Here is a 17,442-nt window from a genome sequence, read left to right as displayed (position 1 = left end):
TTAGTTTATCAGTTCGCAAGCACTCTGGCTCCCCTGACACGGGTGATCTGATTACAATAACAGACTGTGTCAGAGCCGTGGATGTACCCCGATGTCCTTTCCCTGAACCAGACAAAAGAGCCACCGATGCAAATCATCGAAGCCGATTTGAGCGAACCCCGCAATGCCGAGGCGGTTGTTTTTCTACTCAACAGCTACGCCTGTTCTCCCGAAGGGGGCGGCAAACCGCTGCCGCAAACGGTTCAGGAAAATCTGGCACACTCACTTCACGCTCGTGCTGATGCGGTGGTCGTTCTGGCTTTTGATGAGGAGACGCCCGTGGGACTGATAATCTGCATCGAAGGTTTTTCCTCATTCGCCTGTCAGCCCCTCTTGAATATTCATGATGTGTTTGTGGCTCCGGAATTTCGTGGGACCGGGCTAGCGGGCCAGCTGTTTGAGTTTATCGAGCAGATTGCCCGATCTCAGGGTTGCTGTAAACTCACTCTGGAAGTCCTGGAAGGAAACAAGAGGGCTCAGGCCGCTTACACCAAATTCGGTTTCACCGGCTATGAACTGGATCCCCAGATGGGGCGGGCTCTGTTCTGGGAAAAGAAACTTTAAGTAATCCGAATGTTTACAGAAGATAGAATTTGAGACAGATGAAGTATGATGTCGTCGGTCTGGGAACGGTTGTGGTGGACCATCTGGTTCTGCTGGCACAACATCCGCCCCAGGATGCCAAAACTAATATTATCAGTGATGCTTACCAGGTAGGCGGCCCGGTTCCCACTGCGCAGGTACTGCTCAGTCGTCTGGGAAAACAGTGCGCGTTTATCGGCAGCTGGGGCGACGATCAGTACGGCCCTCTGATTGCGCAAGACCTGACAGCGGAAAACCTGGATCTGGAAGCCAGCCGCCTGCTGACCGGAACCCGCTCGGGATATGCCCAGGTCTGGATCGACGAACAGGCGGGGACACGGACCATTGCCTGCTATCGACCTGAGCACTGGCTGCAACCGGAGGATCTGGATCTCGAAGTCATTCACCAGGCCCGCCTGGTGCATCTGGACGGGTGGCCGCAGGAGACCTGTCTCTACACAGCTCAGGTGGCGCGGGAGGCGGGTGTGACGGTCTGCCTGGATGCCGGTTCGTTAAAACCGGGGATGGAGACGCTGATCCCTTACCTGAATGTCATGAACTGCCCCCGCCGATTTCTCAGCGAGTATCTGCAGACCGACGATGTGCTGGCGGGTGGTATGGCGCTACTGGAACAGGGTCCGGAACTGGTCACGGTAACCGATGGCGTGCGCGGCGCCTGGCTGTTCAGCCGGGAAGGTTGTCTGCACTGCGCGGCGTTACCGGTCCTTTCACTCGATACAACGGGGGCCGGTGATGTCTTCAGCGGCGCCCTGTTATACGGTCTGCTCGAAGCCTGGCCTCTGGAGTGGGTGCTGAAGTTCGCCTGCGTGACTGCTGCGCTCAAATGCGAACGACTGGGCAATCGGGATGCATTGCCGACCCTCGCGGAAATTGAAGTTGTGCTGCAGACCCGGGAGCTTAATCTTTCACGACTGGGTTGATCAGCGTACCGATGCCGGTGATTTCGATGGAGACGACATCCCGATTTTCCAGGGTGAACTCGTCCGGCGGAACGATCCCGGTCCCGGTGAGCAGCAGCACTCCGTTGGGGAAGTCGTTTTCTTTCCCCAGCCAGCTGATCAGATCTTCCAGGCCCCGCGCCATTTCCGCAACAGAAGTATCGCCGCGGAAGACTTCTGCGCCGTCTCGTTCAATGGTCAGCATAATCTTTGTGGCTTCGCGATCGAGTGGCTTGTCATGCAGCAGGACACAGGGGCCCAGGCCGCAACACTCTTTGTAAAACTTGGCTTGGGGCAGGTAAAGCGGATTCTCACCTTCGATGTCGCGGGCAGACATATCATTGCCCACCGTGTAGCCGACCAGTTTCAGATCGGGGGAGACGACCAAAGTCAGCTCGGGTTCGGGCACGGACCACTGACTGTCAAAGCGGACGCGGACCGGCTGATTGGGGCCGCAGACCCGATTGGGGGTCGCTTTGAAAAAGAGCTCGGGACGATCTGCGGTGTAGACCTGATCGTAGTGCGAAGCAGCGGTTTCGGATTCTTCCATCCGGGCCACCTGGCTGCGTTTGTAGGTCACTCCAGCCGCCCAGACTTCCTGGAAATCGACGGGGGCCAGGAACTCAAGTTGATTGAAGGGGACCGGAGGCAGTTCCTTGTCGATCAGGAATTTCGCCAGCCCGGCCGGATCGGGTGAGTAGAGGATGTCTGACAGCCGATGGATGTTGTCGACCTGCGACAGATCCAGCAGTTGCACCCCGTTCTCTTCCACGATGGCGACATGACGTTCCCCGTTTGACAATAGCACTTTCGCGAGCTTCATCTTCAATCTTCCTTCTGATACTGGTCCAGGGCGGCTAAGGTCTGTTGCATATCTTCTGGTAATGGTGCCTGAAACTTCATCGGTTTTCCACTGTGCGGGTGGCTAAATTCCAGACAATGGGCATGCAGGGCCTGTCGTTCGATGAGAATATCACTCTCCTGGTCCGCGGCGTCTGCCTCGGCCTGCACGCCCAGATCCTTCATTTTCAGAGCCATCCGGCCGCCATACACGCGGTCTGCCACAATCGGATGCCCGATATGCTGCATGTGCACGCGCAACTGGTGCGTCCTCCCGGTTTTGGGTTTGAGCCGCACGTAGGTAAACGCTTTATAACGCTGAATCACTTCGTAGTAGGTGAACGCGTCGCGGGCGTTCCCACCCTCATCACAGACGATCATTTTCTCCCGGTGCCGGGGATGCACGCACATGAAGGTCTCGATGAAATCGGTATCGAACTCCATCCGCCCCCAGACAATCGCCCGATATTCCTTCTGCACTTCCCGTTTCTCGAACTGGGCACTCAGGCGGGCGTGTACCTGGTTGTCTTTGGCGACGACCAGCAGGCCGCTGGTGTTGCGGTCGAGGCGATGCACAATTCCGGGTCGAAACTGGCCCGCGACATCGCTGAGCTGATCGAAGTGGTGCTGCAGCGCCCCGGCCAGGGTTCCCGCATAATTGCCTTTGCCCGGATGGACGATCATATCCGAGGGTTTGTTGATGACGGCGATATACTCGTCTTCGTAGACGATGTCCAGCGGGATGTCTTCCGGGGGAAGCTGATTATCGGGCAGCTCGGGCAGACGGACCGACACGCGGTCATTCACCCGCATCCGTCGTGCGGCTTTCACGGGCAGACCATTGACGAGCACCGCTTCCTGCTTGATGGCTTTCTGGAACAGGACGCGGGTGTAATTGGGATACAGGCGGCTCAGGTAGTGATCGATTCGCCAGCCATGCGCGCGTGCCTCGACAGTGATTTCGATCGGCTCGGTGGAAAGCTCCGGCGGTGACGAAAGTTCGTCAGACATTACGGTTTCTTTTCGGGAGCTGGTTCCGGCTTCGGTGCCTCGGTTTTGGGTTGCTCTGCCTTGGAGGGTTCAGCGGGGGCCTTCCCTGTCTCCGGAGCCGGTTTCTTCGCAGGTGCAGGTGTTTCAGTTTTCTCAGGAGTTGCCGGTGTGGATTTGCTGCTCTTTCCTTCCTCTGAGGTCAGAGGCTCAGGCAGACCGGGCAGGCTCGGGAGCGCGGGAAGAGCCGGCAGGCCCGGAGTGGTTTCGCCACCTGCGGGTGCTCCACCCTGAGGCGCCGCTCCTTGAGGTGCCATGCCAGGCATTGGCATGTTGAAACCGGGACGCTGACGGTCGCCAGGCTTGGGATTCTGCTCGTGGAACCACTTATAGAATTCTTTGGTCCCTTCCTGATCCAGGGCAGCCACTTTTTCCGCATCCACCGGTTTAACCCGTTGTTCTGCCAGCTGACGGAAGACGGATTCGGGAAACTCTGAGATCAGTTTTTTATAGAGCTCGGTAGCGGTCTTCAGATCGCCGTCCGATGTCGTTTCTTCCACGCGTGCCATCCCGAACAGTGCCCGCTCGCGGATTTCAGCAGGTGTGGAGGTAGAATCCAGAAGCTGTTGGAACTGCTCTTTGGCGTCCTTCAGTTCCCGATCTCCGGCACTGCGGTCAGTAAAGGAGCTGCGAATGCCGGACTGCAGATGGCTTTCGGCGGCGTGAATGAGTGCCCAGTCAGCCACGGGAGAGCCGGCAAAGTCCTCGGCGACGTTCTCAAAATCTTCGGTTGAGCCAGCCGCTGCCAGACGGGTCCAGCCTTCCGACGCCTGCGAGTTTTGCTTCGAATTCCAGATGACCAGCACGACGAGCAGCACAAAAATGCCCCCGATGGCGGCCAGGATTTTCATGCCATATTTTTCCACAAAAGGTTCCGCCTGGCCCATCAGTTTGCCCAGGTCGTTTGTTTGCAGATCGTGTCGATGTTCGCTCTTCATCAGAGTCTCTCGCAGTGAATATGAAATAGTCCAAAACTCATTCTCTCCCAACGAGATAAATGAGTCCATCGCGCGAGTATATTGCCCCTGAAATTACGCGTCAAGCTGATCCCCCGGTTGAGAAGGGTTTCAGTGTAAAGAATTCCAGATTTTCGATTCCCGCAGTCAAAATTCCGGTTAAATCAGCAAAAAAACGCACTGATCAGACATTCTCTCACACAGGAGAAGATGCACCAGAATGGTTCGACCAGAGACTGGCGGACAGCCGGGTTCAATTCACGGGGACGAGTGCCCGTTTGAGACTGCCCATGAAACAGGGATACGTGAAAAATCCGGGGAGCATGACCGCGTAGATGGTCATCGAAGCGATTTCCATCAATTCAAGATACGCCACCAGTTCCATCCCCCAGGACCCCAGCAGGAAGAGCACGGTGGTCAGAATCAGGAACGTCACTTTGCCTGTCTGGTCGGGGCGACCGATGTAGAGCAGCAGTCGTCTCTGAAACAGGGCAAACAGAATGAGACCGATGTAGCCGGCCAGTTTCAGGAACAGAGCCACAGGCATCGGCAGCAGATTGGGGTTATAGTCGATCATACCTGAAAAAATGATATTGGCACTGATGCCGATAGCGGCCCCGATGAGCAGACCGCGGGCACCGACTTCGTCCGGCACCGCCAGACAGAAAATGACCCCGGCAAGCATCAACAGATTTCCGGTCATGCCCATCACCGGCAATGCCGTCATGACCACCGAGAGCATATCTGTAGTGTACTGGAAATAGAGGACGCCCAGCACTGCGAAGAACACGAAGATGATGCCGGATAGGAACAGGTTGAGTCCCCGCTTGGTCTGCTGCAACGAGCGCGATTCTTCCCGGAGCCACTGCGCGCCGGGGGACTGATCCGAATTCGACGCTGCCTCAGATTCGTTCATCGTGTTCCCCAGACCTCTGAATTCACTCGAAATGTGGGCCTTTCCCTGATATAGCAGAACATCTTAGCAGACCCCTCGCAAGAAATATATTCTGTATCCCTGTGTAATCTGCTGAGTCACACTTACGGCAACTGTTTCTGGAGTGATTCGAGTCGATTGAGAATCACCTGCATTTGTGCGGCGTTCGTGTCTTCCGAAAGCGGGCTGTCTTTCAATGCCTGCTGGAGATCGGTGGTCTTGCTGATCTGTAATATCAAGCGGGGCACTGAAAATGTTCGCTGGTCTTCCAGGTGCATCTGCTGCTGCTCTTCTTCTGACAGTTCTTTGTGGTTGCTCCTGAAAAGCTGGATCAAGACCGGCCGTTGATCGCTGTTTTCGAGCACTTTTGCAAAATATGTGTGATCTCTGTCCGGTTCTGTCTGAAGCGGCATCTGCTTCCAGTAAAAAATACCTGTTTCAAAGCGTTTTTCGGGAACCGCGATTTGCTCTCTGGTGGGAACGGGAGGGGCTGCAGCAAACTTTTCCAGGATCACAGCCGACGTCTTCTCGGAAAAAAAAGAGACACTACCGTCCGCGAACAGCAGATGTCCGCCCTGCCAGGCAGGATATCCGAAGCTTCCCGGTCCGTTACAGAGTTGTGTTCCCAGGGGACGCCAGTTGAACGGGTAAGCCCAGGGCTGAAATTCACCGGCTACCTCCCCGGTCACCCAGGTATGTGCGGTGCCGTTCTCCATCTGCTCGAAAGTAACGCTGCTGTTGCGGTAATAGAGATGGGGATTACTCAGATAATGCGTCACCCCATAGCCGGTACTCGTAGAATTAGCCCGGACAGACGGATTCAGATAGTAAGGCCGGACGGTTTCTGTCACATTACGATTGACCAGACTGTTCCATGCTGCCTGCATATTGACCCTGTTAAAATCCGCGCTGGCATCCATAAAGGGGAGATACATCGTCATCCAACCCTGCATGGCGGTGCCGTCCTCGCGAATGACTCCGCCGGAAGGCAGGCAGCGATGCGCGTCTGCATAGTTTCCCACCGCCAGGCCGATCTGCTTCAGGTTGTTTTTCGAGGTCGATTTGCGGGCCGCCTCGCGCGCCTGGTGTATTGCTGGAATCAGAAGACCGAACACCAGGACAAACAGGAGCAGAACGACGCCTGTTGAGATCCAGCGCTGCATCGTTTCTTCTCCTTTCTCACGAGTTTTTGTTCAAGAGCACTCAGATCTACTTGAGATCCCCGCTTCTATTCAGGCAGTTGACTCTGCAGGTTATTTAAAATCTCTTCATTCTTTTGCAGCTGTGCGGGAGAGGTTGCCTCTGACAGTGAACTGTCTTTTAACGCTTCTGCAATGTCAGTGGTTTTGTCGATGGTGAAGAGAAAGTAGGGACCGGTGTACTTCACCTGTAGTGCGGGATCGTCATCTGCCACGTATTGGGGATTTCTGTTGGAATAAACGGCCAGCTTGAGTGGAGACGATGTCTTTCCACGCAGGATGCGGACATAAAACATCTCTTTCGCTTTTGAATCTGACAACAGCTGCTCTTTATTCCAGTAAAAGCCCCCGGTTTCAAACTGCCGGTCCGGGACGGCCACCTGTTCTGCAGTGGGCACCGGCGGTGCCGCGGCAAATTTTTCCAGGATCACGTCCGAAGTATTTTCCGAAAAGAAAGAGACACTGCCGTCCGCAAACAGCAGGTGTCCGCCCCGCCAGGGGGGATGGCCATAGCTGTTGGGCCCCGCGCAGAGTTTTGTGCCCAGCGGTCGCCAGTTGAAGGGATAGCCCCACGGCTGGAAGTTGCCGGCCACTTCCCCGGCCAGCCAGGTGTGCGCGGTACCGTTCTCCATTTGTTCGAAGGTAACATTGCTGTTACGATAGAGCTGATGCGGATTGGCCAGATAATTCGTCAGGGCGAACCCCTGGCTGGTAAATTGAAAATCGCTGCCGGGAATCAGAAACAGGGGGCGTGACTGTTCAAACAGTTCACTGTTCCGCCCCTGATTCCAGGGAATCTGGAAGTTGATCATCGCGTAGTCGTGGCTCACGTCACAAAAAGGCAGGATCATCGTGAACCAGCCGTGTAGCGCCAGGCCATCTTCGCGAATCACGCCGCCGGGGGGCAGGCACTTGTGCGTTTCATGATAATTCAGCAACGCCAGACCGATCTGCTTCAGGTTATTCTTTGAAGTCGACCGGCGGGCCGCTTCTCTGGATTGCTCCACCGCAGGCATTGTCAGGCCGATGACCAGAATAATTAATAACAGAACGACAACGATAGAAATCCAGCGTTGCATCTTCAAACTCCTCGACTTTCTTTACTCTTGAAACAGTCATTCAGGGTGTATCGGCTTGCGGCAGTTGTGCCTGAATTGATTTTAGCAATTTCAGATTCGCCTGAAACTGATCGGAGCTGGATTCTTCCTTGAGAGTCGTTGCCTGGAGCGCATCAGCAATCTCGGTAGAGGCATCGATTCGTAACAAAAAATGAAGTACGTCACCCTGATATTTATAGGTTGCACGTACTTCCGGCGAAATATTCGCCGCAGTATAGACGTTGATCAATATCGGCGAACCCCATTTCTTCCGTAGCATCCTCACTACATAAATATTGTCTGCCCGGGGATCGGACTGCAAATCTATGCGTTCCCAGAGAAAAGCGCCGTAATCAAACCTGCGATCGGGAACCGCGGTCTGTGTGCGGGTCGCGACGGGAGGTGCCTCGGCAAACGCTTTCAATATTTCGGGCGCGGTCTGATCGGAAAAAAACGTCACACTGCCATCGGCACGCAGCAGGTGACCGCCGCCCCAGACGGGACGACCGAAGCTGTTCGGGCCATCACACAATTTCGCCCCCAGCGGGCGCCAGTTAAAGGGATAGCCCCACGGCTGATAATTCCCGGCGACTTCGCCTGCCAGCCAGTGATGCGCGGTCCCATCTTCCAGTTGTTCGAGAGACACAGAACTGTTGCGATACAGCAGATTAGGATTTCCCTGGTAGAGAGTCATACCGAAACCGGTGGTAGAATAGTCGGCATCGACTCCGTGAATCTGATAATCGTAAATCCACATTTCAGACATCGGAATGTTTTCAGGACTGTCCCAGGGTTTGTTATAATCGATACACTCAGCAAAAGGGCTGTCACCCATGCATCTTAGAAGTAGCATGAACCAGCCATGTATCGCCACACCATCTTCACGGATCGTCCCTCCTGGAGGCAGGGTCGTAAAGGTTTCCTGATAATTGTAGAGGGCCAGACCGATTTGCTTCAGATTATTCTTAGATTGGGACTGACGGGCCGCTTCCCGGGCGTGTTGTACTTCTGGTACCAGCAGGGCGGTCAGCAGGAGAAGAATCCCGACCACGACACCGCATTCCGTCCGGCTCATCAAGATCATCCTCAAGCCCTCCCGCGATGTGAATTCAGAAATGAGTTGCTGCGCTGTGATACGCAGCAGCTTCTATCATAAAGCGCCTCGAATCTCAGAAACAATATTTTTATTGGCGAGAGTCACTGGAAGTCATCTCTTTCTGGATCTCCTGGAGCAGTTTCACATTCGCCTGAAACTGTTGAGGGCTGGATTCATCCTTGAGCGTCGTAGCTTTGAGCGCGGCAGCAATATCGGTAGAGGCATCGATCTTTAACAAAAAATGAAGTCTGTCTCCCTGAGATTTAGAGTTTCTCCGTTCTTCTGGTGATCGATTCGCCGCAGTATAGACATTGATCAGTAACGACGTTTCCCAGTAATGCCGCAACACCAGTGCTACATAAATATTTTCTGCAATGAGATCAGACTGCAGGTCAACGCGTTCCCAGTGAAAATCGCCGTAATCAAACGTGCGATCGGGGACCGCAGTCTGTTCTCGGGTCGCGACGGGAGGCGCTTCGGCAAACGCTTTCAGAATTTCGGGCGCGGTCTGATCGGAGAAAAACGTCACACTGCCGTCGGCACGCAGCAGGTGTCCGCCGTCCCAGGCAGGATGGCCAAAACTATGGGGTCCGTCACACAATTTCGTTCCCAACGGGCGCCAGTTGAAAGGATAGCTCCAGGGCTGAAAGTTCCCGGCCACTTCACCTGCGATCCACTGATAAGAGGTGCCGCGTTCCAACTGGTCGAACGTCACTCGACGGTTGCGATGCAGCAGGTTAGGATTCCCCAGATAATGAGTCAGGCCCAAACCGGTGGTAGTATAATCTGCAGTGACTCCGGGAACCTGATAACAATAGATCGAAGCAATATACACAGGCTCATTTACTGAACTGCTCCATGATTGATCGTAATCAAGTCGGTTGGAGAAATTATTTTGGTTCAAAAAGGGCATGATCCCCATCAGCCAGCCGTGCATTGCCACGCCGTCTTCTCGAATCGTCCCTCCGTAAGGCAGGGCCATATGGAAATCCTCGTAATTGTAAAGTGCTAACCCGATCTGTTTCAGGTTGTTTTTCGACATCGATTGGCGGGCTTCTTCCCTGGAGTGCTGCAATGCCGGCAACACCAGGGCGATCAATAACAGCATGACCCCGATTACGACACCAAATTCTGCCCGGCTCATCAAGATCATCCTCAAGCCCTCCCGCGATGTGAATTCAGAAATGAGTTGTTGCGCCGGGAGACGCAGCAATCTCTATCATAAGGTGTCTCGCGTCCTGGAAACAACACCTTTAATGTGAGGTCTCTCTGCGGGGTAACTGCTGCTGAATTTTCTGCAGCAGTTTGACACTCGCCTGGAACTGCGCGGGAGTGGTTTCCTTCGCAAGAGTCGTGTCTTTGAGTGTGGAGGCGATTTCTGTTTGCGGGCCAATGTGGGTTTTAAATCGAAGGACTGCAATATTGAGTTTGGGATATTCTAATTCTTCCGGTGTGAATCTTTTAGTAGCATAGAAAAAGATCTTTAATGGTCGTCCAGCGGGAGACCTTAGCACCCTGACCATGTATTGCTGCTTGTCCTGGGGATCAGACTGCAGCTCAATGTGTTTCCAGGAATAAGAACCGATCGTAAATCTGCGATCTGGAACGGCAGTCTGATCGGGAGTGGCAACGGGAGGTGCCTTGGCTAGCGTCTGCAGAATCCGGGGGGAGGCTTGATCTGAAATAAACGTCACATTGCCATCGGCACGCAGCAGGTGACCTCCACCCCAGGCAGGCTGGCCGAAACTATTGGGTCCATCACACAATTTTGTTCCCAGTGAACGCCAGTTGAAGGGATAACCCCATGGCTGATAGTTACCGGCGGCTTCGCCTGCAAGCCAGGTATGAGAGGTCCCTTTGCTGATTTCCCTGATTCGCACGGTCTGATTGCGGTGCAGCAGATTCGGATTTCCCATGTAAATAGTGATTCCGTAACCGTTTCTGGTCCGTCCCAGATCCATCTCCTGGATCTGGAAAGCAGGAATCGACACCGCATAGACCTGAGCATTATGCGGGCTATTCCATGGTTGATTGTAATCAAGTCTGACAGAAAGATCATTCTGGCTTAAAAACAGCGTGATACTCATCATCCAGCCGTGCATGGCCATTCCGTCCTGGCGAATGATGCCCCCCAGGAGGAAAACAAGCATAGATATCGTGGTAGTTGTGTAATGCCAGTCCAATCTGTTTCAGATTATTCTTTGAAGTCTGCCTGCGGGCTGCTTCCCGGGCCTGTTGAATCGCCGGCATCGCCAGGGCGATGAGCAGCAGAATGATCAGAACGACCACTCCCAGGGTGATCCAGCGCTGACCATTCATGGTTCACTCCCTTCAGGGTCTGCGGGTAACTCTTGCTGAAGGGCACGTAACAGTTTGACGTTCGCCTGGAACTGCGCGGGGTTGGTTTCGTCCGCAAGTGTCGTCGCTTTGAGCGTGGAGGCGATGTCGGTCTGCGGGCCAACGTGTGCCAGGAACAGAAACACTGCTCCCTTGCCTTTGTACTCAGGTCTGTCTCCCGGCCTCACAATGAATTTAGAACGGACACTCATTTTCAACGGAGCTCCAGACGGGCTTCGCAGCACTTTGACAATATATTGATTTTCTCCCTGCGGATCGGACTGCAGGTCGATGGGGTCCCAATAATAGTCGCCGATGGTAAAGGTGCGTGCGGGAACTGCAATCTGTGCGCGGGTGGCGATCGGCGGTGCTTCCGCGAGTGCCTGCAGGATTTCAGGAGCAGTCTCAGTGGAATAAAAATGGATGCTGCCATCCGCCAGCAGGAGATGGGCGCCGTCCCAGATAAGCTGGCCGAAACTGTCCGGCCCGTCACAGAGTTTCGTCCCCAGCGGCCGCCAGTTGAAGGGATAGCCCCAAGGCTGAAAGTTCCCGGCCACCTCACCTGCGATCCAGGTATGAGAGCTGCCTTTGGTGATTTCCCGGAGTCGCACGGAATGGTTGCGGTGCAGCACATTCGTGTTTCCCATCAAACAGGTGACTCCGTATCCCCCGCTGGTCAGGCCCATGTCTCGTTCGGGAAGCTGAAAGACGGGGATTGAGTGCTCATAGACCGGGAAATTCTGGGGACTGTCCCAAGGCTCGGAAAAGCGGGTCATGCTATAGAGCGGACTGGCATCCAGATAGGGCTGGAGCATACTCAGCCAGCCATGCATGGCGGTTCCGTCCTGGCGTATGACGCCGCCGGGCGGAAAACAAGCATGGGTGTCATGGTAATTGTGCAGTGCCAGACCGATCTGCTTGAGGTTATTCTTCGCCGTCGACAGGCGGGCTGCTGTCCGGGAACGCTGAATCGCCGGAGAGATCAGTGCCACGAGCAGCAGGAAAACACCCGTCATGATCCCGAGATCTTTTCTGAGCTGTCTGGGCATGGCCAAGCTCCTGCTGAAGCGGTTTGACCGCGATGATCAATCAGATGGTTTTACAAGAACTCCTTACGCATATTTCCAGTGACCTTCCCATTTGTCGGTCCAGAGGAACTGAGCGGCGAGGTGGCCGTTGCGGCGGAGTTCCAGCCAGTCGATATATTCGACGCGGCAGACAATCACCGCGAAATTTTTATAGCCCAGTTGAGACTCTTCATCATTGGGCAGGCGATCGAACAGGTAGTCCGGCAGATTGGGCGTCGCACTTTCTACTTTGGTCCCCGGTTCTGAAACAGTGATATAACCTCGGCGGTGTTCGAGGCTGCTGGCCTCCCAGTGCCGGGCAGAGACCTCGTCATTGATGTGGACTTCCGCCTGGCCACGCAGACGCACCTGGACCCGCGTGACCGGATCATAAGTGGCCCATTCTACCCAGGGACAGTTCTGGATTTCCTGGATTTTATCCGACCGCCGATCGGCATAGCAGACCATTTCCCGCTGCTCCGCATCGATGGCGCGCAGGACCACGGTCCGGACACGGGGCCGATTATCGAAGAGGGTCGCCAGCGTTCCCAGCCGCCAGGGATGCATTTCGGTTTCGACCGCGTGATTCAGGTGCCGCCACGTCTCGTTGAGTATCGTGTGGACTTTGGCCGGGTTGAATTCAAATTGTCGAGTCATTGAGGGTCCGTTCCTGAGTGTCTATCAGCGCAAGGGTTATCACTATCTTCATTCTGAACGATCAGAGACGCGGGTCAAGCGAAAGTTGGCAGGTTCAAGGTGCCTCATGCGATAAAGCTTCATCTCGCGGGTGGTAAAACAGTGCAATGGGCAGCATGACCAGGGCCAGCAACAGAAAGACATGACTCATCGGCCAGTTCAATGCGTTACAGACCACCGTAAAAATTCCGAAGAAGATCGCAGAGAGAACAATGCCCACCCAGTTAATCAGGTTCATGGTGCCGATCATGCGGCCCTTCTGTGATTTGGGAGGCCGGGTCTGCAGTTCCACCTGCAGCGGAACGATGAACAGGCCGGCAAAGAACCCGACCAGGGTCAGCACGGTCCTCGACACCCACTCGGCGGCATTGAGGGGAATAAAGGCTTCCCAGAGTGAAGCGTCGGTTTCCCTGGCCGATTCCAGCCCGTCCCCCGGTCCCCACCAGCCGATCCCCGACATCAGAACCAGGCAGAGCACGAGTCCCCACGAACCGACGGTGACCAGTTTGAAATTCACCCGTTTATGCGAAACGCGTCCCGCGGCGATACAGCCCAGAGAAATACCAACGCCCATGCAGGCTGCCATCAGACTGGTGCGACTCTCACTCAAATGCAGTTGTTTGATCCCGAAGATATTCACCAGGGGCTGGACGATGCCGCCCACGAACCAGAAGACCGACGAGATCAGCAGCACCGATAAGAGACGTCGATCCTGCTTCAGCAGCGCCCTGGTTTCGGGGTTAATCCCCAGAGTGGACCAGCGAAAGGGGAGCCCCGGATGCGCCACGGGGGTGCGACGGACCCACAGAGAAGATATCGTTCCGATCACGGCAATCGCAATGCAGAAATAGCTGGTCTTCCATAAGGCATCGGGGAAGGACTGTTTGACGAAGCCGGCCGAGGCCATACCAAAGATGATGGCAACGAACGTGGTCATCTGAATCACACCGTTGGCCTGGGGCAGGTCGTCGCTGCGGAGCATCTCCGGGAGGATACCGTATTTGGCAGGTCCGAAGATGGCACTCTGAGTGCTGAGCAGACCAAGGACCACCAGCAACGGCAGCAGTTGACCGGTGAAGAAAGCCGCCATTGCCAGCAGGGCAATGACGATCTCGGCCACCTTACAGGCGATGACAATGGTGCGTTTCGTGTGCCGATCCGCGTACCACCCCCCCAATCCGGAAAAGAAGACGAAGGGGAGCGCGAAGACGGCCAGTGCGATAAACTGCTGATCTTCGGTGCCGGCCTTGAGCGCCTGTTGCGCACAGAACAGCAGTACCAGCTGTTTATAGAGATTGTCGTTGAAGGCGCCCCAGAACTGCGTGAACGTCATCCCCCAGAACGAGGAATCGTGATAGAGGGAAGGCAGTTCTGCTTGAGACGTCGATTCCGTTTCGGTCACCAGTTACAGTCCTTGTAAAGGGGGAGCGTTCTGAAAACCCGGACCCGGGTTGAAAGCAGCTAAACCTTAGTGTCTGCACCGGTTTCTTACAATGTTGATTCACTGAAAGCCGGGAATCTCAACGGATTTTCATAAACGGATCGTCCCCAAATAACCGCCAGAACCCGCTGCGAAACCGCCTATTCTGCGGCTGGCGTTTTGACGGCTGCAGCGGCATTTTTGATGCGGAGCACCTTGAACTCCTCAGCCCGCTGACTGCGGGAGAGCTGAATGATCAGGCTCTGGTTTCCCGCTTCGCCATAAATCCACAATTCATTGATTGCACCGCCGGAAATACTGCGACCAATCTGGGTCGGCGCGCCCAGTGCCTTCCTCACCTGATCCCGGTTCATTCCGGCAACCACGGTACCGTTCCGGATCGCTTTGCGGATGGGATCATCGCGTAATTCTTTGACCTCGCCGGGATCGAGCCACTTGTCCTCGTGCAGCATGTAACCCAGGCGTCCGAGCATGGTGGCTGTATCAGTGGATTTGGGATTCAGTTCCCACGCTTCCAGCAGAAGTTTGATCGCAGCCCGTCTATTGCCTGTCAACTCGATCAAGTCGCGAGCCACGCTCACGCGGCCATCGGCGTCACCGGGTTCGAGTTTCTTGCGTCGCGCTTCGACCCAGTTCACCAGTGTCTGTTTCGCCTGTTCCTGATCGCCCCGCTGCTGAAACTCTTTCGCCAGATCCAGCACATACTGGCGAGGCAGTTCTGCAACGCGGTCGAAGTCGAAGCTGAGCTGCATCTCCTGATACTTCTTTAAGAGGTCCATTCGCTCAGGCAGCTGTCTCTTGATCTCTGAGGCGATTTTGAACCCGTTACTACCCCCTTCTGCCAGCCCTTTGAGGATCTGGTCGAGGACGATCTGCGAATAAAACCAGCGCCACATTCGCTGTCGTTGCTCCGCATTCGCTTTCTGGAAGACGGCAACCTGATCCGCAAGATACTGTTTGCGTTCGAGGGGCTGATCTGCTTTGAGAGGTGTGACATATTTGGGAAACAGTTTGAGCAACTGCGCGCGAATCGGATTCGCATCGGGCGCTTTCTGTTTTTTGAGTTGCTCCCATTCGAGCACAAGTGCTTCGTGCCGGAAGTTTTCTGCGAGGCGGGGATCGAGTTTGAACTCCTCCGCCTTGTCAGCCAGTTTCATCAGGTTCTCTGGCTGCTTGACAGTCAGCTTGCTGTACTCGGCTTCTATGCCTCTACGGTAGGCGTTGAGGGCCTTCTGGGCCAGCTCCTTGTCGCTGTAGAACTCAGCCCGGTTGCGCCCCCAGTCCGCCAGTGCGTACCAGTCGCGGGGATTGCCAAGATCGATTTTAGATTCATCGGTGACGAACTGTTCCAGGTCGGTGGGTAGTTTTTTGAGCGACGTAATTTTAAACAGCAGACGCCCGTTTTCCCGGGCGAGTTGCCCGGTGACTTCGACATTCTTAAAGCTCGCATCCAGTCTGGGTACTTTCCCGGCAAAGTAGAACGGAATCGGACAATTGCGAAAGCGGAGCGAGAGTGAGTTAAACGTCGAGACCCGCCCTTCCAGAGTCTGTGAAACGCCCAGCAGTTTGCTCCACTGTTCACGCTGACTGACAAAGTTCTGGATACTGCGGTCGGCGGCAAAGGAGTTTCCCGGGCCGGTCAACAGCAGGCTTAACAGAAACAGACAGCAGGAATGAGACAGGCGTTTCATCATAGGGAACGCTCCAGAAATTGTGTTTGTTGCTTGAGCAGACTGGCGACCTGATCGCGGTCGTGATATTCATCAAACTGGATGCCCAGCTGTTCGTATAAATCCAGGTGCGACCACATAAAGGCGGTTTTCCCGTCAAGCAGAATGACACCGGTCTCGGGGCTGTTTTCATTCTGTTCAAAGGCGGAGAGCTGTGCTGCAAAAATCAGCGGCTCGCCCGGATGTGCTTCCACGTACTCCCGAAAAGTGGGATCGGTCAATTCCAGGTTCAACGTATATTCATCCAGAATGACCGGGAAATTGAGCCGGTAACGAGTCTGTTCTTTCTCGTCGCCGGTGGCAACGGGAATCAGCGTCGTTTCAAAAATCAGCCAGCTCCCTTCATAGCGGACGTCGAACAGGGTCTGCCAGCTTTTGAGATCCTGCTCCTTGATCTGCGCGACGGCTGCATCAGCGATTTCAAACAGGGGAGACACGGCCTGCCTGTTAAGCGCTTCCAGTTCCCGGGCTTTCTGCTGGACTTCGAACGCCTGGCGATCATGACGCCCCAGCGTCTCCAGTGCCTGGGCCGCCTGCTGATAAGCGGTGTTGGCCCCCACCAGATCCCCCTTTTCCAGCAGTTCCCGGCCTGCCTCGGTCGCAGTTTTCAGAGTGACTTCGGCCCGCTCCAGTTGCCGGCTGTGCCAGATACCGTAACCGGTGAATCCGAGAATCAGCAGGATCCCGGCCAGGATGGCACGGAAGGGAGTCATCAACCGGGTCCGGGGGGGCGGCAGCTCAAAAGGGGACAGCTCTGCTGGGGCCGGTTGCGTCGCCTCTCCCGCCTGCCCCTTGCGGGTCGCCTGTTTCTGCTGACGCTTCTCCCGTAAACGCGACACCAGCGGAGAGTTCAAGACATACTCGGTGATCCGTTGCTGTGTGGGGATCTGCTTTTTCTTCTTCCGCGCTTTGAGGGGCGGATAGGTATTGCGGGGCAGGATAAAATAGCTTTCGCCACACTGATCACAGGTATGCCGATAGGGGGTTTTCCGCCGATATCCCGAGAGGCTGACCCCACACACGCAAACGATTTCATACGGTTCCGGGATATCCTCTTCTCGACGTTTTTCTTTCGACGGAATTTTCAGCCAGTGTGCCATAAAACCGGTACCGTAATCGAAACAGATCTTCCTGAACCTGCAGGATCGTCGTCGAGGATTGGAGAGTTCAATTGAGAGCTAAAACAGACTCTTTCATTATAGACATCCCGGCCGCTGATGTCACAGGACTCTTGTATTCTGAACGGTTTCATGAACATTTTTGTCTGAAAATCCTGTATAGCGGCGAAAAAATGAGGGGCTGAAAATACCTACAATCGTCATTTTCGTGCCGAGTTACCTGACACTTTTATTTCAGAGAAATCCCTCCTTTTGTGCAGGTACCAAAGTTTGACCGACCTCTGTTTCTGAGGTATATGCCAGT

General features: G+C 54.8%; 16 protein-coding genes and 1 pseudogene. 2 read left to right on the top strand and 15 right to left on the bottom strand.

What is annotated here, in order from left to right:
* The first annotated feature begins 126 nt into the window (after positions 1-126).
* Complete coding sequence (locus Enr10x_RS04150) at positions 127-603, top strand: GNAT family N-acetyltransferase (protein WP_145448233.1); 477 nt, start codon at positions 127-129, stop codon at positions 601-603.
* Positions 604-641: 38 nt separating this feature from the next.
* Positions 642-1,562: a carbohydrate kinase family protein gene (locus Enr10x_RS04145; RefSeq protein ID WP_232093419.1), complete on the top strand. Its 921-nt coding sequence runs from the start codon at positions 642-644 to the stop codon at positions 1,560-1,562.
* Here Enr10x_RS04145 and Enr10x_RS04140 read toward each other — a convergent pair.
* The 15 genes and pseudogenes from Enr10x_RS04140 to Enr10x_RS04070 form a co-directional block, all read right to left on the bottom strand.
* Entirely contained in the window at positions 1,540-2,403 is an 864-nt protein-coding gene (locus tag Enr10x_RS04140; RefSeq protein ID WP_145448231.1) for a fumarylacetoacetate hydrolase family protein, read from the bottom strand. The genes Enr10x_RS04145 and Enr10x_RS04140 overlap by 23 nt on opposite strands.
* Positions 2,404-2,405: 2 nt before the next feature.
* On the bottom strand, positions 2,406-3,431 hold the full coding sequence (locus tag Enr10x_RS04135) for an RluA family pseudouridine synthase (protein ID WP_145448230.1): 1,026 nt from the start codon (positions 3,429-3,431) through the stop codon (positions 2,406-2,408).
* Positions 3,431-4,405 carry a tetratricopeptide repeat protein gene (locus Enr10x_RS04130; protein ID WP_145448229.1) on the bottom strand — a complete coding sequence of 325 codons (975 nt, stop codon included), beginning with the start codon at positions 4,403-4,405 and terminating at the stop codon, positions 3,431-3,433. The genes Enr10x_RS04135 and Enr10x_RS04130 overlap by 1 nt, the downstream gene beginning before the upstream one ends.
* 271 nt (positions 4,406-4,676) lie before the next feature.
* Positions 4,677-5,339, bottom strand: a complete 663-nt coding sequence (locus tag Enr10x_RS04125) for a hypothetical protein (protein WP_145104271.1) — start codon at positions 5,337-5,339, stop codon at positions 4,677-4,679.
* Positions 5,340-5,461: 122 nt separating this feature from the next.
* Complete coding sequence (locus tag Enr10x_RS04120; RefSeq protein WP_145448228.1) at positions 5,462-6,520, bottom strand: DUF1559 family PulG-like putative transporter; 1,059 nt, start codon at positions 6,518-6,520, stop codon at positions 5,462-5,464.
* 65 nt (positions 6,521-6,585) lie between these two features.
* Positions 6,586-7,635, bottom strand: a complete 1,050-nt coding sequence (locus Enr10x_RS04115) for a DUF1559 family PulG-like putative transporter (RefSeq protein WP_145448227.1) — start codon at positions 7,633-7,635, stop codon at positions 6,586-6,588.
* A gap of 40 nt (positions 7,636-7,675) precedes the next feature.
* Positions 7,676-8,728 carry a DUF1559 family PulG-like putative transporter gene (locus Enr10x_RS04110; RefSeq protein ID WP_232093228.1) on the bottom strand — a complete coding sequence of 351 codons (1,053 nt, stop codon included), beginning with the start codon at positions 8,726-8,728 and terminating at the stop codon, positions 7,676-7,678.
* 109 nt (positions 8,729-8,837) lie between these two features.
* Positions 8,838-9,893 carry a DUF1559 family PulG-like putative transporter gene (locus Enr10x_RS04105; RefSeq protein ID WP_197997475.1) on the bottom strand — a complete coding sequence of 352 codons (1,056 nt, stop codon included), beginning with the start codon at positions 9,891-9,893 and terminating at the stop codon, positions 8,838-8,840.
* A 109-nt stretch (positions 9,894-10,002) separates the two neighbouring features.
* The gene (locus Enr10x_RS04100) at positions 10,003-10,740 is read right to left on the bottom strand and encodes a hypothetical protein (RefSeq protein ID WP_145448224.1); all 738 of its coding nucleotides are present in this window, start codon (positions 10,738-10,740) and stop codon (positions 10,003-10,005) included.
* Positions 10,741-10,867: 127 nt separating this feature from the next.
* A pseudogene (locus Enr10x_RS04095) lies at positions 10,868-11,050 on the bottom strand (DUF1559 family PulG-like putative transporter); the annotation flags it as partial.
* Positions 11,051-11,064: 14 nt separating this feature from the next.
* The gene (locus tag Enr10x_RS04090; protein WP_145448222.1) at positions 11,065-12,135 is read right to left on the bottom strand and encodes a DUF1559 family PulG-like putative transporter; all 1,071 of its coding nucleotides are present in this window, start codon (positions 12,133-12,135) and stop codon (positions 11,065-11,067) included.
* A gap of 63 nt (positions 12,136-12,198) precedes the next feature.
* Positions 12,199-12,810 (bottom strand): pyridoxamine 5'-phosphate oxidase family protein, encoded by a 612-nt coding sequence (locus Enr10x_RS04085; protein WP_145448221.1) that lies wholly within the window; start codon positions 12,808-12,810, stop codon positions 12,199-12,201.
* A gap of 94 nt (positions 12,811-12,904) precedes the next feature.
* Entirely contained in the window at positions 12,905-14,251 is a 1,347-nt protein-coding gene (locus Enr10x_RS04080; RefSeq protein ID WP_145448220.1) for an MFS transporter, read from the bottom strand.
* A 179-nt stretch (positions 14,252-14,430) separates the two neighbouring features.
* Positions 14,431-15,984: a hypothetical protein gene (locus tag Enr10x_RS04075; protein WP_145448219.1), complete on the bottom strand. Its 1,554-nt coding sequence runs from the start codon at positions 15,982-15,984 to the stop codon at positions 14,431-14,433.
* A complete protein-coding gene (locus tag Enr10x_RS04070; protein WP_145448218.1) occupies positions 15,981-17,120 on the bottom strand; it encodes a hypothetical protein in 1,140 nt (379 codons plus the stop codon). Before Enr10x_RS04070 ends, Enr10x_RS04075 begins: the two co-directional genes overlap by 4 nt.
* Positions 17,121-17,442: the final 322 nt, after the last annotated feature.

The sequence above is a fragment of the Gimesia panareensis genome, assembly GCF_007748155.1.
Lineage (GTDB): Bacteria > Planctomycetota > Planctomycetia > Planctomycetales > Planctomycetaceae > Gimesia > Gimesia panareensis.
Note: the sequence above shows the minus strand (reverse complement) of the source record. Positions and strands in the feature narration are given on the sequence as shown.